The organism is Acinetobacter seifertii (assembly GCF_000368065.1).
In the GTDB taxonomy this organism is placed as follows: domain Bacteria; phylum Pseudomonadota; class Gammaproteobacteria; order Pseudomonadales; family Moraxellaceae; genus Acinetobacter; species Acinetobacter seifertii.
On the sequence record NZ_KB851205.1, the window covers coordinates 38,064 to 63,823 of the forward strand.

Below are 25,760 nucleotides of genomic sequence, written 5' to 3' on the forward strand. Positions count from 1 at the left end.
TCATTTGCTTATTCCCACTCAATCGTTGCTGGTGGTTTAGATGACACGTCATATACAACACGTGATACATCTTTAATTTCATTCATAATACGCGTTGAGATTTTATCAACCAATTCGTATGGTAAATGTGCAAAACGAGCTGTCATAAAGTCAACCGTTTCAACCGCACGAAGTGCAATTACCCATGCATAACGACGGCCATCACCTACTACACCAACTGACTTAACTGGCTGGAACACAGCAAATGCTTGAGCTGTTTTGTCGTACCAGCCGCTGTCGCGAAGCTCTTGCATGAAGATGTCATCAGCAAGACGAAGAATATCTGCATATTCTTTTTTAACTTCACCCAAAATACGAACACCTAAACCAGGGCCCGGGAATGGATGACGGTAAATCATGCTGTGTGGCAAGCCAAGTGTAGTACCTAACTTACGTACTTCGTCTTTAAACAAGTCACGTAAAGGTTCAACCAATTCAAACTCTAAATCGTCAGGTAAACCACCCACGTTGTGGTGAGATTTAATAACGTGTGCTTTACCTTGTTTGCTTGCAGCAGATTCGATTACGTCTGGGTAAATCGTGCCTTGTGCCAAGAATTTCACGCCATCAAGTTTACGTGCTTCTTCAGCAAATACTTCGATGAATTCACGGCCAATGATCTTACGCTTTTTCTCTGGATCAACTTCACCAGCCAATGCAGTTAAGAAACGTTGTTCAGCATCTGCACGAATCACACGGATACCCATGTTTTCAGCAAACATTTGCATCACTTGATCACCTTCGTTTAAACGAAGTAAGCCATTATCAACAAATACACATGTTAACTGGTCGCCAATTGCTTTGTGTAAAAGCGCAGCAACAACAGATGAGTCAACACCACCAGAAAGACCTAAAAGAACTTTTTCATCGCCGATTTGCTGACGTAATTGTTCTACACGTAAATCGATAATGTGTTCAGGTGTCCAAAGGCCACCACATCCACAAATTTTATGAACGAAGTTTGCAAGTAACTCTTCACCTTTTGCCGTGTGCGTTACTTCTGGATGGAATTGCACGCCATAGAAACGACGCGCTTCATCACTTACAGCAGCAACTGGACAGCTTGGTGTGCTTGCAGTAATCGTAAAACCTTCTGGAATCTGGCTCACTTTATCGCCGTGGCTCATCCAAACATGAAGTTGGTTTTCACGGTCTTGTAAGTTACCAATAAGTTGGTCACGTTTAACGATATCAACTTCGGCATAACCAAACTCATGCACAGTACCCGGCTCAACTTTACCGCCTAACTGTTCAGACATGGTTTGTAAACCATAGCAAATACCCAATACTGGAACGCCTAATTCAAACACCACCTGTGGTGCTCGTGGGCTACCCTCTTCATGCACACTCTCAGGTCCACCTGACAAAATAATACCGTTTGGGTTAAAAGCACGAATGTCTTCTTCAGACATATCAAAGGCATACATTTCAGAGTAAACACCAGCTTCACGTACACGACGTGCAATGAGCTGACTATATTGAGAGCCGAAATCCAGAATCAGGATACGATCTTCAGTAATTTGAGTATTGGTAGTCATGACAAACCACTAAATGGCAAAAGAATTAAGCGCGCCATTTTAACATTTTTCACGCTTCGGCGCACCGCAAATCATCATATATCTTGTTTTTTTCATATCATAATCATTTTGATATTTAGATTGATCGATATAAATATAAATTTATTGATATTTATCAATATACTGCATGCCGCTTAAAATCTTCATACACATTGATAAATTCATCACATTCTATGCAACATCCTCATGAATTTGATGTTAAGATGACCCGATAAAACAGGCATTACCATGGAAAGGTAAATACCATTAAGCGATATTTGTCTGCCCTTAAACAGTGATCCGTTTTTTATGGCTTGTTGCCCCATATCAAAATCAATAGAAATCTAAGGAACAACAATGCTTCAAACTATGATTGCAGATTTCCAGCAACATTTTTGGTTGTATGTCTCTATTCCTTTCATGAGTGGTTTAATTGGCTATGTCACTAAAGTGATTGCCATTCAAATGATGTTCTCACCACTTGAATTTAAAGGTATTAAACCATTTTTTGGCTGGCAAGGTATTGTGCCTCGTAAAGCTGAAAAAATGGCAACCATTGCTGTTGAACTCATGACAGCCAAGCTTATTAAGCCCGAAGAAATTTTTGCTCGTCTTGACCCAAAACGTATTGCCAAAGAAATTGAAAAACCATTAATGGCAGCAGCAGAAGATATTACGCGTGAAGTTGCGCAAGAGTATCAACCCGGTTTATGGGAAGGTATGCCTGAGTTTGCCCGTCAAAGACTGATCCGCAGAGTGCAATCAAAAGCACCGGAAATTGTCGAGCACATCATGAGTGAAGTGCAACGTGACGTAAATCGATATTTTGATATTAAGCATTTGGTGATTAGTAATTTGCTTAAAGATAAGCGTTTACTCAACAATATTTTTAAACGTGTAGGCAAACAAGAATTTAAATTTTTCAGTAATGTTGGCTTTGTATTCGGTTTTGGTATTGGTGTAATCCAAATGTTGTGCTGGATTATCACGCAAGGTAAATATCCTTGGATGCTGCCGATGTTTGGCGGATTTGTAGGATTTTTCAGTGACTGGATTGCGCTACAAATGATGTTTAGACCGCTCTATCCTAAAAAGATATTGGGCTATACATGGCAAGGTCTGTTTATTAAACGTCAGAATGAAGTAGCAGCTGACTATGCAGCCTTGATTTCCAAACAGCTTTTAACTTCACGTCATATGATGGAAGAGCTATTTTCCGGCACTCACTCTGCACGCGTGATTGATTTGGTGAACCGCCATGTTAAACAGGAAATTGATATGCAGGCAGGTGTCATTCGTCCACTTGTTGTATACGCAATTGGTGGAGAAAAATACCAGAATATGAAAACACAAGTTGCAGAACGTATTATGCAACAGCTGCCAGAGACCATGAAATATGTTGAGTCTTATGCAGAAGATGCTATGAATATTCGCAGTACTTTAATTGAACGTATGCAAAAATTAACACCATCCGAATTTGAAGGGATGTTGCGTCCAGCGTTCAAAGAAGATGAGTGGGCACTCATTGCAGTAGGCGCCGTACTTGGTTTTGTAGTTGGGGAATTACAAATCCAGTTCATGCTCTAATTTTTAAATATAAAAAAACCGGATGAATTGCTCATCCGGTTTTTATTTTGTCTTGAATATTATTTTTCAATTGCATGGTCTAGGCTAATACGTCCAGCACCGTGAAGCATTAGGAAGAATAATCCCCCTGCCATTGCAAAATTTTTCATAAAGTGGATGCTATTATTATATTGCGCTGCTGCATCAGCCCCACCTTGGTGGAACAAGAACGCAGTCAAAATACTAAAGATTCCAAGACCAAAAGCTGCAAAACGTGCTTGGAAACCAAATAACAAAGCTAAACCACCACCAAACTCAACCAGGATGACTAATGGTAGAATTCCACCAGGAACCCCCATAGCTTCCATATAACCTGCTGTTGCTGCGTAACCGGTGATTTTCCCCCAGCCAGCAACAAGGAAGATATATGCAATAAGTACACGAGCAACCAGACTAATAAAACTATCCGCACCTGTTTGCGTTACGATATTTTTGACCACCACATTTGGATTAAACATACAGCCACCTTTATTTAAATGCTTATTTGTTGATGAACTCATTCTAGGTTTGGGACATTGATAATTAAATACTCAAAATCCATATATATCGTTGCACAAATAGGATGATTAATTTGTATCTTTTTGATGTTCTATACTGACTTTCTATAGTCTCACTGCTAGGATTTGAGCACGGTTTACCACTCAGCTATCTCATGGAACTTCTTGATTTTATTCTACACGTTGACCAGCATCTCGCCGAATTTATTACAAATTACGGAGTCTGGATTTATGGCATATTATTTTTAATTATTTTTGTCGAAACCGGTTTAGTGGTCATGCCGTTCTTACCGGGCGATAGTTTATTATTTGCAGCAGGGGCTTTAGCGGCATCTACAGGTAAGATGGATCCATGGTTGCTAGGTACTCTGCTCTTTATTGCTGCAGTTCTAGGTGACACAGTCAACTATCATATTGGACGTTTTATCGGTCCACGTGTGTTTGAAATGAACTCTAGATTCATTAATAAGCAGCACTTAACCAAAACTCAAGAATTCTTTGCCCGCCATGGTGGTAAAACGATTATTTTTGCTCGATTCATTCCATTTGCCCGCACATTTGCTCCTTTTGTGGCAGGTGCTGGTAGCATGAATTATAAGTTTTTCCTGACATATAACTTAATTGGAGCATTATGCTGGGTAGCTTCTTTTGTAACCTTAGGTTATCTATTTGGAAATATGCCAATCGTTAAAGATAACTTTACCCACCTTATTTTCGGCATCATTATTATTAGTGTTCTACCGGGTATTATCGGCTTTATACGTGAGAAGTTAAAAAACCGTAAAGCCAACGTTTAAAGCTTCATTTAGAAGAAACGGAATACCACCGGAAGCATACATAAAATGAGTAACATGGCCGATCCTTTATATAAATGATCGGCTTTTATTTTTTGCATTGAACCTGTCAATAAAGCTCGTCCAAAAACCATCCAGAAACTCGCCGCAGGAATAAGCGTCAATGTAAAAGCCGCAAAGACCATTAGAAAATTTTCAGGCGAATTCCATGTTTCGGCAGGAAAAATACCAGCTGCAAACAGTAAGGACTTAGGATTTTTTAAAGTAGAGAAGAATAACTGACGTGGGCGAATATTACGATGGTTCTGACTAAACTGCTGTAAATGCGTAGTTTTCCATAAACGAAATGCCATCCAGAACACATATAACACGCTCGTAATATGCAAAATGAGCAGTAACGCAGGCCAAACTGGAGCTGCTAAATGAATAAAGACAGCCCAAAAGCTAATCCCATAGGCATAACCCAACCATTGCATTGGAATAAGCCAGAATGTTTTAGATAAACCTTGTGAGTGAGCGGCGGTTGCAAGTAGTGCGTTTGTCGGCCCAGGGATAAGCAAAACAGCCAACATTGCTAATACAAAAAACCAGCTTTCAATCATAAAGTTTCCACATTGGTAAAGATGGGGCCACCTTAAACGAAATAGACAAAATATAGCAAGTTAAGAGCATAACTTGACGAGAAAAAATACAAGTATCATTTTAACCATATTAAACTAAGATGTTGATTTATATTTATTTTATTATGAAACATTTTGCTAAACTTTAATCATCACAATATGCTTCTATTAGCATATTGTGATGCAAAGATGACTATTAATTCGCCTTTTTACGGACAATTATTGGACAATTTTTAAACTGAGCTGCCTGAACAATTGCTTCTTGTTGGCCTAAAACACGTGAAAGTTCGGTGTTCTTGGTTGAAGAAGATTGCCCCATATTAACAGAGATGGATGGACCGAATCCCCAACCGCCTCGTCCCCAGCCACCACCAAGTCCAAGCCCAACACCCATACCTGTGCTTTTTGGAGTTTGTACGCCATTGTCGATATATTGTTGAATACGGTTATATTCACTTTGCAGTTGTTGGCAACTCAAAGATTGATACTGTGTCGGAGACACATAAGTCGGTTTTACCGTTGTAGCACAAGCGCCAAGAAATAACGTGGCTGCCACCAAAGGCGCAATATATAAGCCTTTCATCATTTTTCTCTTATCGTTTTGGCTCAATCTCACCAAATAATGTCTCATAAGCCTGAGTCAATTTATGTTCTGGTGCCAAATGAGCCAAAGGTAAATTTTTCTGATGCGATTCTTTCATTAAAATTGAAGGCGGTAACATGCTATTTAATACAGGCAACCCTTCATCTTTCAACTGCTGGACCACTTCCCGAGGTAATTTTGCTTGGGATTGGAACTGGTTCACCACAATTCCTTCAATTTCCAAGCGATCATTATGATCATCTTGCGTTTCGAGAACATTTTCAATCAATGTTTGTAACGCACGCTTTGAAAAGACATCACAATCGAAAGGAATCAGGACTTTATCTGCTGCAATTAAGGCAGACAACGTGAAAAAGTTAAAAGCCGGAGGTGTATCGATATAAATACGGTCATAGCGCCCAATTAAGCTTTGAATAGAATCTCGCAATTTATAAATTTTATGCTTGCTTTCAAGTGCATGCTCAAGTGCACCAAGCGTAGGACTTGCTGGAAGTACATCTAATTTATCAAAGGATGTTGAGTGCACAAAACTGTCGAGGTCTTTGTTCCGAGGGGCTTTTAAAATTGAGCCTAATGCATTACCAATTAGACCTTTTTGTTGATTGTTTCCCAGCACATCTTCAAAGAAGTTTTCAATATTTGGTTCTAAAACGGCTTTATCAGCAGCGTATGTTGCTTCTTCGCCTAAAAGGTATTGGCTAGAGTTGGCTTGAGGATCCAGATCGATAACCAAGGTCCTAAAGCCATGTTTGGCACTAATCGCAGCCAAATTTACAGTAATACTTGATTTCCCTACACCGCCTTTTTTTTTCGTGCATTGAATAATAATGTCAATATTCACAAATAACACTATATACAAGCCATTCATGATTTAATAGTATCTATTAAATCATTGACACATGTCAACCAACCATAGAGGGGACTACTTTTGGACAGCAGATACTTAAAAGGATATCCACGTCTAAGTACAATCCTTAATAATAGATTTATGCTTAAGCTACATAGTTTATTACCTGCTATATCGCAGACTCAAACACCAACTATGAATACTTACGCAGCTTTTATTGATATAACAGGTATTGGCAGCAATCATCCCTACACAGGTATGGATATACTCAATAGCAAGGAAATAGCTTACAAACAATTAGTACTTTTTTCGGGGTTTGTACATACTGAATTTGCCAATCTCCCTCAACATAGCCGACATCAAATTGTGTGGCTGCACGCAAATGCTATTGCGAAGTTTGTCAGCGAGAATGGTATTAAATTAGATACAAAGGAGCTGCTAAGCTTAGATAGTAATAAAATTGATCTACACATTAATACCTATCAATCACACCCGATAGACTTGGAAAGAAAACGTTATTACGAAGGCTGGTTTGTAACATCTCAAGATGGTGTAAATAGAAGATATCAACTACAGAAAGTTTATGATACTTATGGCAAAGAATTCGCTTTAGAAGTTCATAGTTTTATAGAAAATTACACTATAAAAAAAATAGATAGTAGCCTACGTTCTACATTAGAACTACTTATTACATTATTCAGTGAATTTTCCCTGGTTACAGACAATGTTGAAGAGCTCAAATATAGTCTAAATCACGGTAATTCCTATTACTTCATGCTGAACATTTATCATCGCTTTTTTGCTAGACGAATAGCAAATGGCGGCCAAGCTCACGCAGCTATTAAAGATTGGTCGAGAATGGTAGAAAAGTATATGAGTTGCTTTGTAGAGACAGGATTATTTGAAGAACCAATATATCCAATTGTTGTTCCAAAATTTAAAAAACCAAAAGAAGATAATAAGACACTTCCATCAGGCGGCTCATTCACAAAGGAAGAACAAGAGCAGTTATATGGAGGCATTCCATTATATATAAAAGATGAAGAGGCAGTCACAAAAATACAAATACGATTAGAAAATGAATTCAGTCACATAAAGCAAGCTCTTGATAATTATGTTGACTCATATATTTTGAACTACAAAAAAGTAGAATCTCAAATAGGTAATGTTAGAACTCAACCACAGGGGTTACGCATGGCTGAAAAAGATGGTGTTAAATGTGGAATAGGATATTCAGCCAACACTCTTGCAACACTAAAACACTATGGAATCGATCAATGTTTCAACCAAGTAATTGACATAGACGGTAATATCATAAAAAAAAGGAAATTTACTGATTATATATTGGGTATAAATAAAAAAAGAGAGGCCTTTAACGAACTATATCGGGTAAATAAAAATTTTATTTTTGCTATATATACTCTACTTGTTTTAGAAAACCCTGCTATAACACCAAGTTGGTTTGAAGCATGGGAATTATATAATAAACATGGAAATTTGACAGGTTATAAGCAAGTGGGGAATCACTGGATAATTTCATCCTTTAAAAAACGTAAAGGAGCTACACAAGCACAACAAGATATAGTTTTAACGGAGCGTTCAAATTATCTAGTTGCAACGTTGATTGAAATGACCTCTTTTGAGCGAAATTGTTTGAAAGCCATTAAAGATGATAACTGGCGATTTGCACCTCTCTACGCCTCAACTAATAAAATAAATATTGTGTCAAAACTAAGTACAGCTATGTTTAATAATGTTGAAACTTGTGGACTTTCGGATCTAAAAAGAGCTTGCTCAGAAATCCATTTTAATGAGAATGGGAAAGCATATCTAAATACAGATGAAATCAATGCTTTAATTTCTGTTTTCAGTTTAAGAAATATTAGAAAAAAGAAAGGAATACACACCTATCTTGATACTCGTTCAATTGAAGAAGTAAGTAAAAAACTTGGTCATAAGCAAGTTAATCTCGAGGTTCTAGAGGCTTATTTACCTCAGGCATTGCTTAATTATTTTAATGATCGTTGGGTACGTATTTTTCAAAATTCTTTAATGTTTGAAGCTATGAAAGACTCTGAATTACTTAATGAAGCATTTGATTTCGATATTAAACATCTTGAGCAGTTTCTTGAAAATCACAAGATGCGTAACTTTCCCGCACACATGATGGAAATTGAAAAGACCAAGACGAAAGAAGAAGAAAATGAAATTAAGAAAAAATTAGATGTTCTTGTTTTCATGATTAGTCCCTCTATTCTTCAAATGCTAATTGCTATACGCAATATTGTTGAAAAATACAATGAAACCGTTCCTGAGAATGTTAAGTATTGGTACATGACAGCAGTATTCATTTTGTCTCAGTATGAATGTAAAGATAAATCAAAACGAATCGTTAATGTTGACTCCACCATAGATTTTTATAACAAAGCATTAACTCAACCTCTTGATATTGAAAAAGTAAGACAAGGAATTTTTGCATGAGTAACGCATTAAATCAAAACCTAAAACTTATTTACTCAAGCACAGAAAATCCTTTCGCCGACCTTCAAACTGAGGCTATTAAAGAAATATTAAAACAAGCGATTGCAGTTAATGATATTCAAACTATGGCTAATATGACGAACTTGTATACACAGTCTTTTATTAGTCTTGAGTACAAACCAAATTGGTTGAAGTGTGAATTTGCAGATAATGAATGGAAAATCGTATTTCCTAAAAGTAAAACCATTAAAAATAGCTCTTCAATAGTTCTTAAATGGAATAAGATAAAATTAAATGATGGAACTTATTTGAGCGACCCATGTCATATTAAACTCTTAAATACTTTTAAACTTTGGCTAACCAATACTGATAACCCAAGTATTAATGGTGGAGGTCTCCTTTCATCTTTAAGTATCCGAAAAAGATTATATGGTATACTGAAGCTGATTGATTGCATTATTATTAATGGTTCTGCAATTAATTTAAGTAAATTCCACCTTTCGCTTTTAAGTACCGATTTCCTCATTGATGTATTAATATCTACAGTAACAGTTGATGCATATGGAGTTCTAAAATACTTACGATTTGAGGATTTGGCACGCAATCAAATTATCCAAGCATCATCTACATACCCTACTACCAATAATAAAAAATGCCTTTTGAATGTATTTAACTTTAATACAGATGAATACAATAGAGCCAATAATTTTATTATAGATAATTTTATTAACCCTGATCACAGTTTTAATTATAGTGAATTAAAAAAATTTATTTTTAAAAGTGAAATACTATTAAAAATTCAGTCGAATAGCTTTATTAACAATATACTACATGAAGATTACAGGAATAAAGAAGACCATTACGGACTATATGCCCCCTCTCAAAGTGCATCTAGAATTTCATATTCAGCAAATTTTGACGAGGTGCATAAACACAAAGTAACTGATGCATTAAAACTTTTAAAACAATTATCCTTTGCTGCCAATTTAGAAGAAACTCCTTTAGATCATACTATTTTTAGCAAATTAAATTTCAATACAGTTGCTAGATTGATTGATATCTCTGAAAGTGGGCGCTTTAAGACACTACCTGTAGTCCCCGTACTAAATTTAATGCGTGATACATTTGAATATTCATTTAAAAATATTGATGAAATTCTTGAGTCTGTAATTGAAGTATTAGAATTTCAAAAAAACTTAGAAACTATAGAAATCTCCCTTAACCAGTATGAACGCAGCAACTTTAGTGACCTTATAAATCGATTATATCCAAACAAATTAGTTTGTGGTGGCTACCTATTGCGTAACACTAATTTTGATAGAAAAAAAAATTCTTTATATAGCAATACATTAATAAATAGATACAACATATTAATATCAAGTGTGCAATTTTTATTTTCCATATTCTCTGCCAAAAGAATAAGTGAAATTAATAATTTAAAACCATACTCAAATCTAATTCCAGATATAAATCCAGAAGATGCAGATTATAGTACTCTTTTCTCTGTAAAGAGCTTGGTAATGAAGACAGGGGTTAGCGGTCATAATGAGACTAAAGCAGTTACACTCCGACCAATGATCCTCTCTATAGCCAAGCTGATGTGGAAAATTGAATCATTTAACAAAAAAGTTATACAACTTGGGATTAACTTACCATCTTTATTTAATTTATTAGGAAGCTCAGAAAAAAAATTAAATTTCCCCACCTCGGTAACAGTTAGTCCTTATACATACATTTGTGATTATTTTGAAACACCTTTTATTAATGAGAATGGCATAGCTAAAAAGCTTTATTTTTCAAATCACCAATTGCGAAGATTTTTCGCAATGATGTTTTTCTGGAGTAATGGTTATGATGGTCTAGATGCGATTCGTTGGATGCTTGGTCATAGCTCTTCAGAACATCTATATCACTACATTACAGAAACTTGTAATGGTGCTGTATTAAATGGTATTAAGGCAGCACATTTAGTAAATGAAGTACACAATGGGCATCTTAAGACAATTGATGCACTACGCAAAGCTATTAGCCAATACTATGACGTTGAACAAGCAAATATAGAATTAGAACGGATTTCAGATGCAATCAATGATTACATCAATGATGAAGACTATGAAACAAGACCATCATATATTAGTGATAAGGATCTTAGTGCAATTGAAGATACTATTTATCAATTATTACATCAGGATGTGATACGGCTAGAACCTGAGTTTTTTACAATTGTACGTGAGGGTAAAGCCATCCAAGATTACCGTATGATCTTAGAAGTCAGGGAGCTAGCTTAATGAAAATTTTGCAAAAAAACCAAGATAAAGTAGCTAACACTAAGAGCCTTCTTATCAACATCATAAACCAACCTGAAAAGTACAACATACCCGAAATCCAAAATGCGTTATCCAATCAGCGTAAGTTGGCAGCATTTACTAATACAGAATATGCTATTACTTCTTGTACTCTCAACACTCTGAAAAGTGCGGCAGAATACTGTTTATCACGTGGGTTCATTGAACTAGATGAGTTACGTCAAAATGCAAAGGCATCTCTTGAAAAAGAGATCATTAAAGACTCAAATCCTAATCACAACACTAAAGCATACTTCAAAGAACGCTTAAAAAATTCAGAAATAGAACTAGATAAGAGCAAACACACTATCATCAGTTTAACTACTATCATTGGTGAAATGTCCTTGGAACTAGCAAGAATGGCTAACTCAAATAATATGACAAATGAAGCGCGTCAGGCCCTCTATCAAGATCTGAATAATAAATTACAGCACAAATTATCGTTTACCTTAGGGAGTAAATGATGCCTGTTGAAATAATCAAAGATTATATTGGTTTGAGCCACTATTCAAACATTGAAAAAAAGCTCAACTTAACAAAGCCACAAACAATCCCCTATGTAACATATGGCAATGGTATCCCCTGTTTTGAAGCAAACCTTTATTTACTATCAAAGTTAGAAGAGGGTAAGTCCACACGTGTTGGTGGTGGAACATTACGAACATATGCAAACCAAATCATTCATTTAATTAACTTTTGCTATAACAACAATATAATCTTCACTCAATTAACAGACTCTCATTTTTCTCTTTTTATTAAAAGTTTAATAGCAAAACGCAATAGTTTGGGAAATCTAAAACGTACTGGAAAACAAGTACGACAAATAGGTACTCAGTGCCTCCATTTTCTAATATATGTACAAGATTTTTATCAATTAAAAAATTTTATCGGCCAAAATAAAAGTAGTACGATTAGAATTAAAATTAAAAGGACTAGTCAAAAGATTGAGGGGAATAAACTATTCGATACCGAAAGTCTAACTCACAGTTCTTTTCCTAATGACACGCCTCTGAAACGTAGACATCCTGTTTCAGAAGAGTCGGCAATGAAGGTTTGGGAGTACATCAATCAAGAACCTAATAGAGAAAAACGTATTCGCGATGTCGCTCTTTATTCGTTTTTAGAGACTACAGGAGCTCGTAACTCTGAAGTCCATATGGCTATGGTAAAAGATATTGATGATGCTCTAATGAAAGATGATGCACCATTATTGAGAGTCACAACATTAAAACGTAACAACCATGAACGCTTTATTCCTGTGCCACAGGCATTTTTAAGTACTGTTACTCAATATATTCGGAAAATTAGACGTAAGATTATTAAGAGAACTATTGGAACTGCTAACGATCACGGTTACCTTTTTGTAAACCTAAAGAATGGTGAGCCTTTATCAGCAGAATCAACACGTAGACGAATGAGTGAATGGAAAGAAGCATGTGAAATCAAAGAAAGCTTCCATCCTCATTTGTTTCGCCACGCATTTATAACCAACACTTTAAAAAGAATCATTTTACAGCACAACAATATCAACAATACAGATGATTTTCGTAAACACCTGCTGCATACCGAAAAGTTTAAATTGGAACTACAGCAATGGACAGGGCACACTCACATTAACTCATTAAACGCATATATTGATCTAGTATTTGCCGATATTAACGGTTATCAAAAAGCATATGATCAAGCATCATTAGTTAATACTACTGAAGATATTTTGGTTAGAGCTAACATTTTGGCGACCCAACTTAAGGGAAAGTTAATTAATATTAACGAAGCAACAAGTGACTTTATTGAGCTTATTGAAGCATTTAAAAATGATGTTAACAATGCTGCATCAAGAATAGAATGAAAAATGGGTAACTGTCAGATCAGGTTTGAGCTCAATTTTATCGTTCCTCTAGTGGCTTCAATTCCGAAGGAAAGACCTGAAATTTTTATTTCAGGCCTTACCTATTTATTTCACTAAATTCATTAAGCTACTGAAGCTATCAACTACTGCATATTTAACCGCATCACCTAACAGATGGTTTTCTTCGTTTAACGTACTAAAGAATTTCTTAGCACTCTCAATTTTACGCTTTTCTTTATCACGTAAATCAGCTTCATCCATCGAACCTTTGGTTTCTGCAACGAAATAAACTTGACGAACCTTATCTTTGTCAAAAGCAATTGCCCAGTCAGGGTTATAGTTACCAAACGGTGTCGGGATCTGGAAACGATCTGGCAATTTAGCGTAAACAATCACCTCATCGGCTCCATCCAATTCTTCTACAAACTTGCGTTCATTATCAGAATCAGTTACCACATAGTCCCAAATATGACGATCTGCTTTAAATGACCTTAATGGAATATTTTCATTACTTACGAAAATATCATTTTCAGGATAACCCTCTTTCAGAGGATTATATTTTAGACCCTGTATCACCATCGAAGCTTGTTGTTCGTTAATAATTCTACTCAGCTCACGAATAAATGCTTCAGGATTTAATTTAAATTGAGTAAACACAGAGGCATTAATCCCTTTAAGAATTTGAGCAACTGTTTTACGCGTTAAGTTTGTATCCTCTGCAATATTCCCTACTAAATCATATTGCACCTGCGAATGAATCGATAAAGTTCTATTTTCAGTTTTAGAAGTCATTTTTCCAAAGGCATCTTTTGACTTCAATTCGTCAAAACTCACCTCGTCTTTCATTGATGATTCTGCAAGTTTATAACTCAATGTTTCTACAAACTTGTTGTTACGCTCTTTTGCTGTACGCTCAACACAACTAATACTGTCAGTAATCAGCTTGTTAGAGTCAATCTGAATTTGATAAATCGCTTTACGATTAATTTTCTTCCATAAATCCTGAAATTCTTTACGCTCAAGGTTTTTTGAGTTGATGTGGTTCGTCAAATGCTTATTCGCATCTTCAGTCATACCATCCGTCGCTTTAGGATCAAAAATACTATCAATTAACTTTGTGATTTGAGCTGTATAAGGTTGTAACTCTTCAGGAAGTGCAACAAGTTCACCTTTGGCTTTATCTTGATGATACTTTGGTGCAATATGATCATTATCATCAATATAGTCATTTCGTGTCAGATACTTATGGATCTGTTTTGCCATGACTTTGGAGATTTCAAGTTTTGAACCATCTGGCAAAGTGAGTACTTTATTTTCAAAGTATTCAGGCGTTGCTTGGGTAGGGCGACTAGCAAGTGTTTTCACAATCTCTGTCTGTAAATTCGCAACAAAATCTTTGTAACTTTCATTGGTCACCACAGTCAGATTATTTAAGCGATGAACTTCACCAATTGCACCAAAATAGTTAGCATCCATTCGTTCGCCATTTTTATTCACTGCCAAACGTAGACCACGCCCTACTTCTTGACGACGAGAAATCGTATTGTCTGAATGCTTCAGTGTACAAATTACAAATACGTTTGGATTATCCCAACCTTCTCTCAACGCTGAATGTGAGAAAATAAAGCGTGTTGGCTCTTCAAAAGAAAGTAAGCGTTCTTTATCTTTTAAAATCAGATCATAGGCATCTATATCATCAGCTTGCTGAACAGACACTCCCGATTCTTCATCTTTGACTTTCTTTAATGCTGGGTCAGTTAGTTTTTTTGACTTTTTATCAATTGAGAAATAACCATTATGGGTTTTGTCTACGTCAATCGACTTTAGATAGTCTTGATATGGATCATTTTCTAAATTGAGATCTAAAACTTCATTTAAAACATATTGGTACTGCTCTTTAAAGATTTGAGTGTATTCACCATCAACAGGATTATTATCGTCATCATACTGACGGTATTTTGCTACTTCATCGATAAAGAAAAGACTTAAGACTTTAATGCCTTGACCATAAAGCTGACGTTCTTTTTGAATGTGTGCACGAATCGTTTCACGGATTTGAATCGTTCGCATGACTTTTTCATCAACATGTCCAACGGCTTCGCCTACTTGGATTTTGATTCCATTGACAAAAGTCACACTATTGTCACGAGCATCAATATCTGCAATCACATAGCGATCATTGTATTGTTCAGCTTGGTGAGAAATAACAAATAAATCATCGCCTTTAGATAGCTTTCTTACTTCGCGTTTAAAGCCTGTTTTGGTTTGTATTTCTAACTCTAACCGCGCAACTGGTGCAGACTTTGAAACCAGAATATCTTGCAAATACAAGTAACCATGTGTGCCTGATAAACCTTGGACTTCGATGCCTTTGACCGTAATTTTCTTGACTAATTTTTGATTATAGGCATCTAAAGCATCTAAACGATAAACTAGGTTGTAGTCCCGTTTATGCGTAGCAGAGTAACGTAAGATAAACAGTGGGTTGAAGTTTGCCAAAGACTGTAAAGTCTTTTCTGCACCCATCTTTTGCGGTTCGTCCATAATTAAGATTGGACGGTTACGGCTAATCACATCAATTGGTCGACGGGATTGAAACTCATCGAGTTCATCATAAATACGTCGGTTATCTTTACCTGTGGCATTAAACGCTTGCACGTTAATGACCATGACATTAATGCCTGCATTTGAGCTAAAGCTTTCTAAATGATGTAAGGCTTTTGAGTCATAAATAAAGAAACGTGCTTTTTTACCGTATTGTTCCTGAAAGTGATCCGCCATCATCTCTAGGCTTTTATGGACACCTTCACGAATCGCGACACTCGGTACAACTATAATAAACTTTGACCAACCATATTTTGCATTGAGTTCAAACATGGTACGGATATAGCAATAGGTTTTACCTGTACCTGTTTCCATCTCAATGTTTAAATTCAGTGGGCTGCTAGTGAGGTTTTTACCTTTACTATCATCAGTTACTAAATTTGGCGATGGTTCTAAAATATTCGTCATTTGTACATTTTGAATATTTTTAAGCACTGCATCTAAGTTAAAAATTTTAGCATTTTCAAAACCAACATCAGCCACCACTTTTTTAGACTTAGCACGATGTAAGTCTAATGTTTCTTCAAGCATATCGGCTTGTGCTGTTGGTTTTTTAGATTTGACTGCACCTTGGTCGATCATATAACGATGACCTTCCAATTTGGGTTGCCCGACAAAGCAATCAACCACCGCCTTTACAGCATCTTTCTGATAATCAAGTGTTTTAAAATGGATTTTCATGTATGCAATCCTCTTAAATAAACTTAACTTCAGTTTCAGGCGATAACTGCTTAAAGCGTTCTTTGATATTGGTTTTGTCGTGGTCGAGTTGAATTGCACGCTCTGCCGATACCACACGTAGTGGCTTGGCTTGTGCAATTTCGTCCACCATGGCAAAGTTAATTTCGTCAAAACATGCCACGAGGCTATTACCTGCGACATAGAAGACTTCTTTGCCTTGAATGATTTTACGCTCTATTGGTAATGAAAGTTCTAAACCCCAATCAAGCATGACTTGGAACAATAAATCTTCAGAAGTACGGTCTTCTTTAATGTGATCTGCTAAATCTAAAATATCCGCTTGTGTATAAGCATCAGGTGTGTAGTACACATCTTTCATATTGGTTGAGTCTATTTTTAAAACTCTAAAACCACTATCAAGTTTTTCATTAGCTAATTCTCCAGATTTCTTTAGTCTTAGTTTTGTGATTTCAGAGATGAATCTATAATTTTGTTTAAATGCTTCTGTTTTTTCATCTATCTCTTCAGGAATTTGGACTAAAATAAACTTTCTATTACCTAAATCTTTTTCGTTACAATTATAGACAGCATGCCCTGTACTTCCTGAGCCTGCAAAAAAATCTAAAATGATTGCATTTTCTTTAGGTGAAGTACTATAAGTAATTAAATCCTCTAAAAATGGAACAGGTTTTGGGTTATTAAAATCAATTTTACCCATCAAAGCTCGATACAATTTAGTAGCAGAATCAGTAGAATAATCCGCCCCAAACATCACAGATTTAGGCTTTAAACGTCTAATAACACCATCTTCATATAAACAATCTTTTTCATAAATATTATATTTTTCTGAATTTCTTACAGACTTACCGACCAAAAATTTAATATTCTTTTGAGCTGTATCTTTAGCCCAACGCCAACGTCCTTCTTCTCCGTTAGATTTATAAGGAAGTACCTCAATAGTATTAACAGCAGTAGGTTGCAAAGTAACAGTGCCATCTAAATTATTCAAATAAAATGGATAAAACATATTTGGACGCTCTTTACGCGTATCAGCTCCACCTCTTTTACGTAATTCAAGTAATCTATAGGGTCCAAAGCTAGCATCCTTCTCCGAATATTCTTTTAAAACATTCTCTGGCAAGTCCAAGCCATACTCATTGAATTCCTGACTTTTAACATAAATAAATAGTCGTTCATTTGCTCGAGCTATATACTTTTTATCATTTCTACCTTTTAAATTATTTACAACACATATATCAGCTACAAAATTATTTTCCGAAAAAACTTCATCACAAATTTTTCTTAAATTTTGAGATTCATTATCATCAATACTAATAAAGATAATGCCATCTTCTTTTAAAAGATTTCTTGCTAATCTTAAACGGCTATAAATCATACTTAACCAAGCTGAATGGAATCTACCTTCACTTTCTTTCCAAGCTACTAATTTATTTCCATCTTCGTCCACTTGGTTAGAACGCTCAAAAAACTCATCTGTACTTTCTGCAAAGTCATCTTCATAAATAAAATCATTACCCGTGTTGTAGGGTGGGTCAATGTAAATCATTTTGACCTTACCTAAATAATTCTCTTGCAGAAGCTTTAAAGCTTCTAAGTTATCACCCTCAATAAACAAGTTTTCAGTAGTATCGAAATTTACACTTTCTTCACGACATGGGCGCAAAGTCTTAGCAATTGGTGCGTTCGCAGTCAAAATAGACTCTTTTTTCCCGACCCAATCTAGTCGATATCGTTCTTGCTCACCCTCAACAATCACTTGAGATAGCTCTTGTTTAAGCAAATCAAAATCAATAGCTTTTTTTAGCTCGCCATTTTCATCTTGTGCTTCCGTCACACAGTTTGGAAACAACACTGCGATTTTTTCAATATTCGCATCAACAAGGTTTGGTGAATGCATTTTTAACTGGTCTGACATAGATAACTCTTAATTTTCTGAATGATTTAATTCGGTATTGGTACGGTATGCTTGCTTTTCATGCGTCGGTGTCGTTGGAAATGCAAGACAAAGCTGGTTGGCTTTTACCATTGGGGATAGATAACGCTTTCTTAATGGGTCAGCCTTACGATTCAGCAATTCACCTAAAGCGGAAATAGTAAAAAAATGCTCACTACAAAGTCGCAAAATAATGTGTTGCATGACCTCTAAAGAAAGACGCTGCTTTATTCTCGCTTCATTCGCCAATACATAAAGACTTTCCCTAAAATCCTCAGATAATTCCATCAAATTATCAATAATTGGAAAGTCCAAACGATCGCTACACAAGCGCCCCATCCCATCTCTATATGATCCATTAGGTATAGAGCTCGACTCTTTAAGACCTAAGCTCGCTTCGTTAGAACCTAAGCTCGCTTCGTTAGAACCTGAGCTAGAATCACTTATTCCTTTATTTGGTTCATTAAAAATATCATCTGGCTGAACAATATCTACCCCAGCCAAGGTATATACAGAACCACGACCACCACTCGTATTTAGAAAGCCCAATTTGACAAGATGTTGCAAATCACGAGTGATATCAACTGAATGTCCTGTCACAACAGTTTGTAACCGTGCATGTGTTACAGTGCCTTCAAGTTTGGCGATGGCAAGGGCAGCACGCTCATTTTGCGTAAGTTCAGTAAAACTTGAGCCAAATTGTTGCGTCAATTGCTGCATGGTGTCAGATGGAAATAAATCGACCATGGTCATTTCGAGAAGGGTTTGATTATTAGGTTGTCGCTTCTCATGTAAATAAGGTGGAATCCAATGCTGAGAATGCCACCCAGATAGAATTTTTGGAATTCCTGAACCTGCTTGCTCGCCCACATTAATAAGTCTAAATATTTGATGTAGCTTGCGATTACGACAGTCAGATTCACTACCTTTTAGTGCATGCTCTAGTGGAATCCGCATCAGCCCAGGATTTCGGAAACCAAACATATCGGGACGTTTTACAATAAGGACCGAAGCTCGATCTGTATAATCCGCATGTACAATACAATTCACCAAAGCTTCACGTAATGCAATATGAACTGGTGTGTCTTCTTGACGTACTCCATCTTTAAGCTCGAACGGAATTTTTAAATCTTGTATGAGTTTATTATAAACCTTACGGTAAAAGTCGTATAAGTTCCCGCTCCAAGAACCGTCAGGCACAACTCGATCAACCCAACGCGCTTCTGTTTGCGCATGAGGTCGTTCTTGATAGTCCACCATGTAATTTGGGAAAACTTCAGCTATTGTATGCTGCATTCCAAACATCAATAATCCCGCTTTGGTTAGACCACGTCCCCCTGTTTCACGGTTAATGCCATAAGCCCCAATACGACGTAAAAACTCGATATCAGCCAAGTCATTTAACTCAGCATTAGGATTTAAATTGCTATAACGTTGTCGATAAGATCTTAAGGACTCTATCGCTAGATCCTCCAACCCAAAACTTACAAGAATCTCATCATCTCGACCATCATATGCTTGTTCAGCCAACATGCGTTTGACATGTTCATCATCAAGTTTATAGTCACCTTCATTCTGACGAACATAAGTGTTATTGAGTGGATTATTATTTAAATAAATCGGCTGCTGCTTTCGTGATGCTCTAGGCACAGCAATCACTAACAAACTTTTGCCATCAACTTGCCATTCACGTACAAACTGATCAGTTAACAAATTTCTATTAACTTTTGCAGAGTTATTAAGTGTATTAAATAAATCTGCCTTGATCTGAACAAGATTTTCTATCCCACGTGCTTCAAATGTGCCATTTTTTAATTCTTTGGCACCTAAAATAATAATGCCACCATCCGTATTTGCAAAAGCACTGTATGTTTCCCAAAGGCTTTTAGGTAAACCACCTTTTCCATCGTGACCAATGGCTAATTTGCACTCAATATCTACGCTTTCTCGTAGAAGGGCAAAATCTCCTGCCATTAATTGTTCTAACTGCTGAATAATGGAATTTATCATTTCATGTCAACCATTAATGAATACGATTTATTTGTAATTGCAAATCTCGCAATTGTTTATTCAACTCAACTCTACGATTAAATTGCCTTTCATTTCTCAACTTGGATTTCAACTTATCAAGCTGCTTTTGCAAACTTTCAAGTTGTTGAACTTTTTGCAATTGAAGTTCAATAGAAACTGATTCATCATCATTTTCCAAATCTTTACTTGATGCGATCGGCAAGATTTGAGCAATGAAATGCTCATATAGATCAGCCAATTTTAAGTAGAGGGGCAATTCAACACGCTTATGATCTTCCAACCACTCAGAAGCATAATATTTCCCTATCACAGCTTTCGTTTTGTCTGCTTGACTTAAACGCTTATAGCTTGCAACAACTTTCACTTTATTTTGATAAACAACTTCAAAAATGATTGGAGTGAGAATGAGCTTATCAATAAAAGATAGAATTGACACATCTAAATCTTCAACCCGACTTTTCACTCGGAAGATTTGAATTTCCTTCAAATCTTCCTGATCTTGGAGGTGAATTGTAGATGAAGCCAGTTTATAAGCCCACCGTATATTTTCTACTTGATCTACAAATAGCTGTTCAATTTTGGTGTTGGCTTGACCTTGCTCATAGAACTTATTTTTAGGAATTAACTGATTAACTTTAGCTTGCTGGGGAAACTGATATAACTTCATGCTTAACACTCTTCAATTACAATAAAGCTAATCAGTTCAAAGTCGTTTAATCCAGAAACGATATCCACTAACGCAGAAGTGCTCAAGCCTGAAAAAAGGCTATCTATATCCTTCTCAGCTTTTACATCCTGAATTGTATGAATCACAATATCCAACAATTCTGAATACTGGCTCATATCTTGCCCATCATTAGTTTTCTTATTAAACTTTTCATACGCTTCAGGAATTGGGTGATCCTTTTCGCGACATGCTTTACGCGCTAGATCCAATAAGTATTTGGCTTTGGTATAGTCATAAATGACTTCACCACTTTGATTGATATAAACTAAGTAATATGGATATAAGCGGTTACTTTGGCTGTTAGGCGATTCAGGATGTCGTGCTCTTAGAGTGAAAATTACTCCTGCATTTAAACCGAGTTCTGGTTGTGCAGGGACAACGGTATGCAGTCCATTCGGTAATCGCTCCAATTCAGGATGTTCTTCCAAATAGCCAAGCAAATCCATACGGAAATCATTCAGACCTAAATCAGTAATCGAAACTCCTGTATTTGCATCTTCCAAGTCTAGTACTTCAGTTTGTAGCTTTTGTAATTGTTCACGACGATAAGCAATATCATTAGCTTGGGCACTGAGGACGTTATCATCTCCCGTACTGGTCATATCAACAATCACCATGCGATTCTCGACTCTTTCTCGTAAGTTAATATACTCATCCAGACTAATGTCAGGCCAGTAGTTAACGAGCTGAATAAAGCTGTTTGATGAGCCAATACGATCCACACGCCCAAAACGTTGAATGATACGTACAGGATTCCAATGAATATCAAAATTAATCAGATAATCGCAGTCTTGTAAGTTTTGTCCTTCAGAAATACAGTCCGTAGCAATCAGGACATCAATTTCTCTGGGCTCTTCAGGAAATATGTCTGCTTTTTGCTTTGATTGTGGAGAGAATAGAGTGAGCAAGCCTTGCATATCATAACTTTGACGACTTCCCACTCTGGTCTTGATCGTTGAAGTATTATCACTGCCGATCACTTTGGCACTGTGCAGACCGTAGGTTTCTAGTAAAATATGAGCAACATGCTCATATATATAATTTGCTGTATCCGCAAAGGCAGTAAAAATGATAACTTTACAGTTATTGGCATTAATTGGATTCTGAATCTTCTCAACAACATGCGCTTTAAGGTGCTGTAGTTTTGCATCCTTTTCAGCGTTAATTGGCTGAATCATTCGCATTAAACCGAGAATGATGTGGTAATCACCATCTAGATCCGTTTTCCAGCTCAACAGATCCATATCAGCCAAATGGATTTTTAGCTTATTCCCAATAAGATCTTCTGTATTGAGTAACTCACCATTCTCATCCTCATCATAGCCAAAGTCGGGTGAAATACTGACTTCATCATCTGCCTGACGAGCTTCAAAGTCCGCAATTTTAGCAAGTACATTTTCAATATTTTTCTTTAAAACGTTCAGTGTCAGCCTAAATGCATGGACAGAACTTTCTAAGCGTTTCAGCAGGTTAACCGTCATTAAAGCCTGTAAACTTTTTTCACGGTCTACCTGTCTTAATTTACCTTTACCTTCTACACGAGTATCAAAAATTTCTTCATATTTTCTTAAAGCACTTGGAAAGATATAACTGACTGGTGCATAGACTGACATCTTGATTAAAGACAGATCTGCATAAATTTGATTTAGAGAAACACTATCCTGATCAGTCGATAACGCGCAACGGAATGAAATCGGCTTCAGTCGTTGAGGGAACTGTCCAATATCTTTGGTGTCATAGTATGTTTGAATGTGCTTTCTTGAACGAGCAATTGTCACGCTATCCAAAAGCTTAAAGAAATCGAAATCTAAGAGGTTAAGAATAGCTTGAGTTGTCCGTTGCGCAGGATCTAGTTTTGCCCAAGCATTAAAGCTAGCCTGTGCTCTACGGAATATTGTTTCGATATCACGTTCAATATCGAGCTTATCTTCCAATAGAGCTGCATTGCCTTCATAGGCAAGGGCAAGCTGATTCTTAAGATCAGTAAAGTGATTGTTTACTGGCGTAGCAGACAACATTAGTACTTTGGTTTTCACGCCCTGACGAATCACTTGATTCATTAAACGATCATAACGCGTTTCCCGATCCTTAAACGTGCCACGGTTACGAAAATTATGCGACTCATCAATCACCACTAAGTCATAGTTACCCCAATTGATTTTCGCTAAATCTATACCTAGTGTTTCACCACCTTTACGAGAGAGGTCGGTGTGATACAGCACATCGTAACTAAATCGATCTTTAGCAAAGATGTTAGTGACTAGATTCGCATTATAATTTGTCCAGTTCGCTCCCAATTTCTTAGGGCATAAAACTAGAACACTTTTGTTGCGCAATTCGTAGTATTTGATTACGGCCAAGGCAGTAAATGTCTTACCCAAACCAACACTATCCGCCAAGATACAGCCATTATAGGTTTCAAGTTTATTGATGATGCCTACTGCTGCATCTTTTTGGAAATTGAATAACTTATTCCATACCAAGGTATCCTGATAACCTGTCAGATCATTTGGCATGACATCTGCATTAATATCTTCCAAGAAGTCTTTGAAGATGTTGTAAAGCATTAAGAAATAAATGCGTTCAGGTGGATTTTCCTGATAGACAGACTCAATATGTCGAATAATTTCACTGGTGACATCTTCAACTTTTGAGGGGTCATTCCAAATTTGATTGAATAGCTGAATATAGGTTTGTACCATCGGCTGCTCATCAAAGCAGTTCACCATATTGGAAATCGCATTGCCTTTTTCAAAACCGAGTCCCATCGGGGTAAACCCTTGAATAGGCATATAGGTTAAGGAATGCTCAGGTTTTTGGATGCTGATAAATTCCTGCATCGGTGCATTGCTGTTATTCGACTTAAATGTTGCTTTTCGTCGTATCCAATCTGCACATTCTTTAGCAATTGCCTTTTGTGATAACTGATTTTTTAAGTGAATTTCGAATTCTGTCCCATATAGGCTACTTTCACGATCTTGTTTAGGAATAACAAACTCACGTTTTTCCTTTTTAAACTTATCTGTGACGTTATCAGCGACAAAGGTTGGGGATGTAAAAACAAATTGCAGCTCTTGAATCTTCTCTACTTCTTTTTTTAAAGCAGCGTAAGCATAAATTGAGAAGTAGGAAGCAGCAATTTTTAATTTAGACCTACTACTGAGATTTTCTCCAATATCTGAACCTAATATGTTGTTAATATTATCAATGAGTTTCATAAGACTGAAGCAGAAAATTTAAAAGTTGCTGAATTATATCAGTCTTAAATTTTAGATGTGAAAATGAAGAAATCAAATGAATTATAGGCAACAAAATAATTTAAATAAAGATTTGAAACTTAATATACAACCTAAACGCTATGCCAATTCTTATGATAGTTTTCAGGGATCAAATCACTAGATCCCTCTGAGCTGTATTAGCTTTTGTAAAATACAAAAATTAATTCATTAGATAAAAGCATAGATAATTATCTATGCTTTTTCAATACACTATCAAATATCAATTCGAATGAACTAAAAGAAGAGATTGACACAATTATTCATAAAAAGATCCATGCCCGAAAACTTTTTGGTTAAATACCACACGAGTTAACATGTTTCCCTCTGCATATTTTTTATTGTATGCAGTTTAACCTAGAGCTTAAGCAAAAAGGCAAAGAATGTAGAACAATTAAGCAAAAACTGGTTTCACAATGACCAAAATAATAATGGCAATAAATGCGACTGCACTAATAGCTAAACCTGCACGGCGCTGTGCCAATAAAATAGTGTCATCCTTTTTAAAAGCCTTCATTAGTGATGATAACAGCACTAAAAATAAGATAATTTTCGCGTAAAACCATGGCTGAACCTGAAAGTTCTTCATCACCAGTAAAATTGCACCTGTAATAAAAACCACAGTAAAGGATAAATGCTGCAAAGCAACTAATGCTTTACGCCCTGCTGGGTTAGGTTGTTGCCCCTGAACACCAATAAATAGTGTAGAAGCGCGTAAAACAAACACCATAAGTGCGCCAGCCACCGCAGTCATATGAATAATCTTAGTGATTAAATGTGCATCCATGAAAGTTAACCCTTAGCTTTTAGGTGCATGTGCACATTCTGGGCTCGCTGGCGCTTGACCTTGCCACTCACTTGGCAAATAAGCATGAATTGCTAAAGCATGGATTTGACCTGGATTCATTAAATCAGAAGCCAACGCATACACTTTTTGATGACGTTGAACCAAACGCAAGCCGTTAAACTCTTCACTTACCACAATCACTTTAAAATGTGATTCTTTACCTGGGAAATAACCACCGTGGCCAGCAGACTCGTTAATAACCTCCAAATGGCTAGGTGCAAGGGTTTGTAACCGTTCAATCAACTGTTGTTCAAGGTTCATAGCTTTTCCTTTTACGATCATTCATATATTTAAACCTAGTATACCCTGTCTACACACAAACAAAAGTTGCTCTTGTATGCTTTGACTTCGAACAAAATGTCTATTTATTCGGCAACTTATCA

The 25,760-nt window shown here is 36.3% G+C and carries 18 protein-coding genes; 6 read left to right on the forward strand and 12 right to left on the reverse strand.

Features of this window, described 5'->3' with window-relative positions; genetic code table 11:
• Positions 1–8 precede the first annotated feature (8 nt).
• Positions 9–1,577 carry a glutamine-hydrolyzing GMP synthase gene (gene guaA, locus F985_RS24105; RefSeq protein WP_004705956.1) on the reverse strand — a complete coding sequence of 523 codons (1,569 nt, stop codon included), beginning with the start codon at positions 1,575–1,577 and terminating at the stop codon, positions 9–11.
• Between the two features lie 387 nt (positions 1,578–1,964).
• On the opposite strand from guaA, the gene F985_RS24110 reads away from it, so the two are divergent.
• Positions 1,965–3,182, forward strand: coding sequence for a DUF445 domain-containing protein (locus F985_RS24110; RefSeq protein WP_171057791.1), 1,218 nt, complete (start codon positions 1,965–1,967; stop codon positions 3,180–3,182).
• Positions 3,183–3,241: 59 nt separating this feature from the next.
• On the opposite strand, the gene F985_RS24115 is transcribed toward F985_RS24110, so the two are convergent.
• Positions 3,242–3,679 (reverse strand): DoxX family protein, encoded by a 438-nt coding sequence (locus F985_RS24115; RefSeq protein WP_004705959.1) that lies wholly within the window; start codon positions 3,677–3,679, stop codon positions 3,242–3,244.
• Positions 3,680–3,873: 194 nt separating this feature from the next.
• Here F985_RS24115 and F985_RS24120 point away from each other — a divergent pair, with 194 nt between their 5' ends.
• The gene (locus tag F985_RS24120; protein WP_004705960.1) at positions 3,874–4,515 is read left to right on the forward strand and encodes a DedA family protein; all 642 of its coding nucleotides are present in this window, start codon (positions 3,874–3,876) and stop codon (positions 4,513–4,515) included.
• Between the two features lie 8 nt (positions 4,516–4,523).
• On the opposite strand, the gene F985_RS24125 is transcribed toward F985_RS24120, so the two are convergent.
• The 3 genes from F985_RS24125 to F985_RS24135 all read right to left on the reverse strand — a co-directional run bounded on the left by F985_RS24125 (position 4,524) and on the right by F985_RS24135 (position 6,565).
• Positions 4,524–5,114, reverse strand: a complete 591-nt coding sequence (locus F985_RS24125) for a LysE family translocator (protein ID WP_004705961.1) — start codon at positions 5,112–5,114, stop codon at positions 4,524–4,526.
• Between the two features lie 214 nt (positions 5,115–5,328).
• Positions 5,329–5,715: a hypothetical protein gene (locus tag F985_RS24130; protein WP_004705962.1), complete on the reverse strand. Its 387-nt coding sequence runs from the start codon at positions 5,713–5,715 to the stop codon at positions 5,329–5,331.
• A gap of 10 nt (positions 5,716–5,725) precedes the next feature.
• Positions 5,726–6,565: a ParA family protein gene (locus F985_RS24135; protein ID WP_031944594.1), complete on the reverse strand. Its 840-nt coding sequence runs from the start codon at positions 6,563–6,565 to the stop codon at positions 5,726–5,728.
• Between the two features lie 99 nt (positions 6,566–6,664).
• Between F985_RS24135 and F985_RS24140 the strand changes: the two genes are divergently transcribed.
• Genes F985_RS24140 through F985_RS24155 form a run of 4 tightly spaced genes read left to right on the forward strand, consistent with a single transcriptional unit; the run spans position 6,665 to position 13,258 of the window.
• Positions 6,665–9,064 carry a hypothetical protein gene (locus F985_RS24140; RefSeq protein ID WP_004705964.1) on the forward strand — a complete coding sequence of 800 codons (2,400 nt, stop codon included), beginning with the start codon at positions 6,665–6,667 and terminating at the stop codon, positions 9,062–9,064.
• Positions 9,061–11,352: a site-specific integrase gene (locus F985_RS25955; RefSeq protein ID WP_004705965.1), complete on the forward strand. Its 2,292-nt coding sequence runs from the start codon at positions 9,061–9,063 to the stop codon at positions 11,350–11,352. Before F985_RS24140 ends, F985_RS25955 begins: the two co-directional genes overlap by 4 nt.
• Entirely contained in the window at positions 11,352–11,873 is a 522-nt protein-coding gene (locus F985_RS24150) for a hypothetical protein (RefSeq protein ID WP_004705966.1), read from the forward strand. The genes F985_RS25955 and F985_RS24150 overlap by 1 nt, the downstream gene beginning before the upstream one ends.
• On the forward strand, positions 11,870–13,258 hold the full coding sequence (locus F985_RS24155; RefSeq protein WP_157668068.1) for a tyrosine-type recombinase/integrase: 1,389 nt from the start codon (positions 11,870–11,872) through the stop codon (positions 13,256–13,258). The genes F985_RS24150 and F985_RS24155 overlap by 4 nt, the downstream gene beginning before the upstream one ends.
• 105 nt (positions 13,259–13,363) lie before the next feature.
• Here the strand turns inward: F985_RS24155 and F985_RS24160 are convergent, their stop codons facing one another.
• From F985_RS24160 to F985_RS24190, 7 genes are all read right to left on the reverse strand, one after another.
• Positions 13,364–16,543, reverse strand: a complete 3,180-nt coding sequence (locus tag F985_RS24160) for a type III restriction-modification system endonuclease (RefSeq protein ID WP_004705968.1) — start codon at positions 16,541–16,543, stop codon at positions 13,364–13,366.
• Positions 16,544–16,556: 13 nt separating this feature from the next.
• Complete coding sequence (locus F985_RS24165; RefSeq protein ID WP_004705969.1) at positions 16,557–18,479, reverse strand: site-specific DNA-methyltransferase; 1,923 nt, start codon at positions 18,477–18,479, stop codon at positions 16,557–16,559.
• A 9-nt stretch (positions 18,480–18,488) separates the two neighbouring features.
• The gene (locus F985_RS24170) at positions 18,489–20,507 is read right to left on the reverse strand and encodes an RNA-binding domain-containing protein (RefSeq protein WP_004705970.1); all 2,019 of its coding nucleotides are present in this window, start codon (positions 20,505–20,507) and stop codon (positions 18,489–18,491) included.
• A 13-nt stretch (positions 20,508–20,520) separates the two neighbouring features.
• Complete coding sequence (locus F985_RS24175; RefSeq protein WP_004705971.1) at positions 20,521–21,195, reverse strand: DUF4391 domain-containing protein; 675 nt, start codon at positions 21,193–21,195, stop codon at positions 20,521–20,523.
• A 2-nt stretch (positions 21,196–21,197) separates the two neighbouring features.
• A complete protein-coding gene (locus F985_RS24180) occupies positions 21,198–24,473 on the reverse strand; it encodes a helicase-related protein (RefSeq protein WP_004705972.1) in 3,276 nt (1,091 codons plus the stop codon).
• A 451-nt stretch (positions 24,474–24,924) separates the two neighbouring features.
• Complete coding sequence (locus F985_RS24185) at positions 24,925–25,317, reverse strand: SirB2 family protein (protein ID WP_004705973.1); 393 nt, start codon at positions 25,315–25,317, stop codon at positions 24,925–24,927.
• Positions 25,318–25,329: 12 nt separating this feature from the next.
• Entirely contained in the window at positions 25,330–25,638 is a 309-nt protein-coding gene (locus F985_RS24190) for a BolA family protein (protein WP_004705974.1), read from the reverse strand.
• Positions 25,639–25,760: the final 122 nt, after the last annotated feature.

What these genes read in the sequence shown, in the direction of transcription:
- guaA (WP_004705956.1), bottom strand. Translation starts at nt 1,577, where the DNA reads ATGACTACCAATACTCAAATTACTGAAGATCGTATCCTGATTCTGGAT.
- F985_RS24110 (WP_171057791.1), top strand. Translation starts at nt 1,965, where the DNA reads ATGATTGCAGATTTCCAGCAACATTTTTGGTTGTATGTCTCTATTCCT.
- F985_RS24115 (WP_004705959.1), bottom strand. Translation starts at nt 3,679, where the DNA reads ATGTTTAATCCAAATGTGGTGGTCAAAAATATCGTAACGCAAACAGGT.
- F985_RS24120 (WP_004705960.1), top strand. Translation starts at nt 3,874, where the DNA reads ATGGAACTTCTTGATTTTATTCTACACGTTGACCAGCATCTCGCCGAA.
- F985_RS24125 (WP_004705961.1), bottom strand. Translation starts at nt 5,114, where the DNA reads ATGATTGAAAGCTGGTTTTTTGTATTAGCAATGTTGGCTGTTTTGCTT.
- F985_RS24130 (WP_004705962.1), bottom strand. Translation starts at nt 5,715, where the DNA reads ATGAAAGGCTTATATATTGCGCCTTTGGTGGCAGCCACGTTATTTCTT.
- F985_RS25955 (WP_004705965.1), top strand. Translation starts at nt 9,061, where the DNA reads ATGAGTAACGCATTAAATCAAAACCTAAAACTTATTTACTCAAGCACA.
- F985_RS24150 (WP_004705966.1), top strand. Translation starts at nt 11,352, where the DNA reads ATGAAAATTTTGCAAAAAAACCAAGATAAAGTAGCTAACACTAAGAGC.
- F985_RS24155 (WP_157668068.1), top strand. Translation starts at nt 11,870, where the DNA reads ATGATGCCTGTTGAAATAATCAAAGATTATATTGGTTTGAGCCACTAT.
- F985_RS24160 (WP_004705968.1), bottom strand. Translation starts at nt 16,543, where the DNA reads ATGAAAATCCATTTTAAAACACTTGATTATCAGAAAGATGCTGTAAAG.
- F985_RS24165 (WP_004705969.1), bottom strand. Translation starts at nt 18,479, where the DNA reads ATGTCAGACCAGTTAAAAATGCATTCACCAAACCTTGTTGATGCGAAT.
- F985_RS24170 (WP_004705970.1), bottom strand. Translation starts at nt 20,507, where the DNA reads ATGATAAATTCCATTATTCAGCAGTTAGAACAATTAATGGCAGGAGAT.
- F985_RS24175 (WP_004705971.1), bottom strand. Translation starts at nt 21,195, where the DNA reads ATGAAGTTATATCAGTTTCCCCAGCAAGCTAAAGTTAATCAGTTAATT.
- F985_RS24180 (WP_004705972.1), bottom strand. Translation starts at nt 24,473, where the DNA reads ATGAAACTCATTGATAATATTAACAACATATTAGGTTCAGATATTGGA.
- F985_RS24185 (WP_004705973.1), bottom strand. Translation starts at nt 25,317, where the DNA reads ATGGATGCACATTTAATCACTAAGATTATTCATATGACTGCGGTGGCT.
- F985_RS24190 (WP_004705974.1), bottom strand. Translation starts at nt 25,638, where the DNA reads ATGAACCTTGAACAACAGTTGATTGAACGGTTACAAACCCTTGCACCT.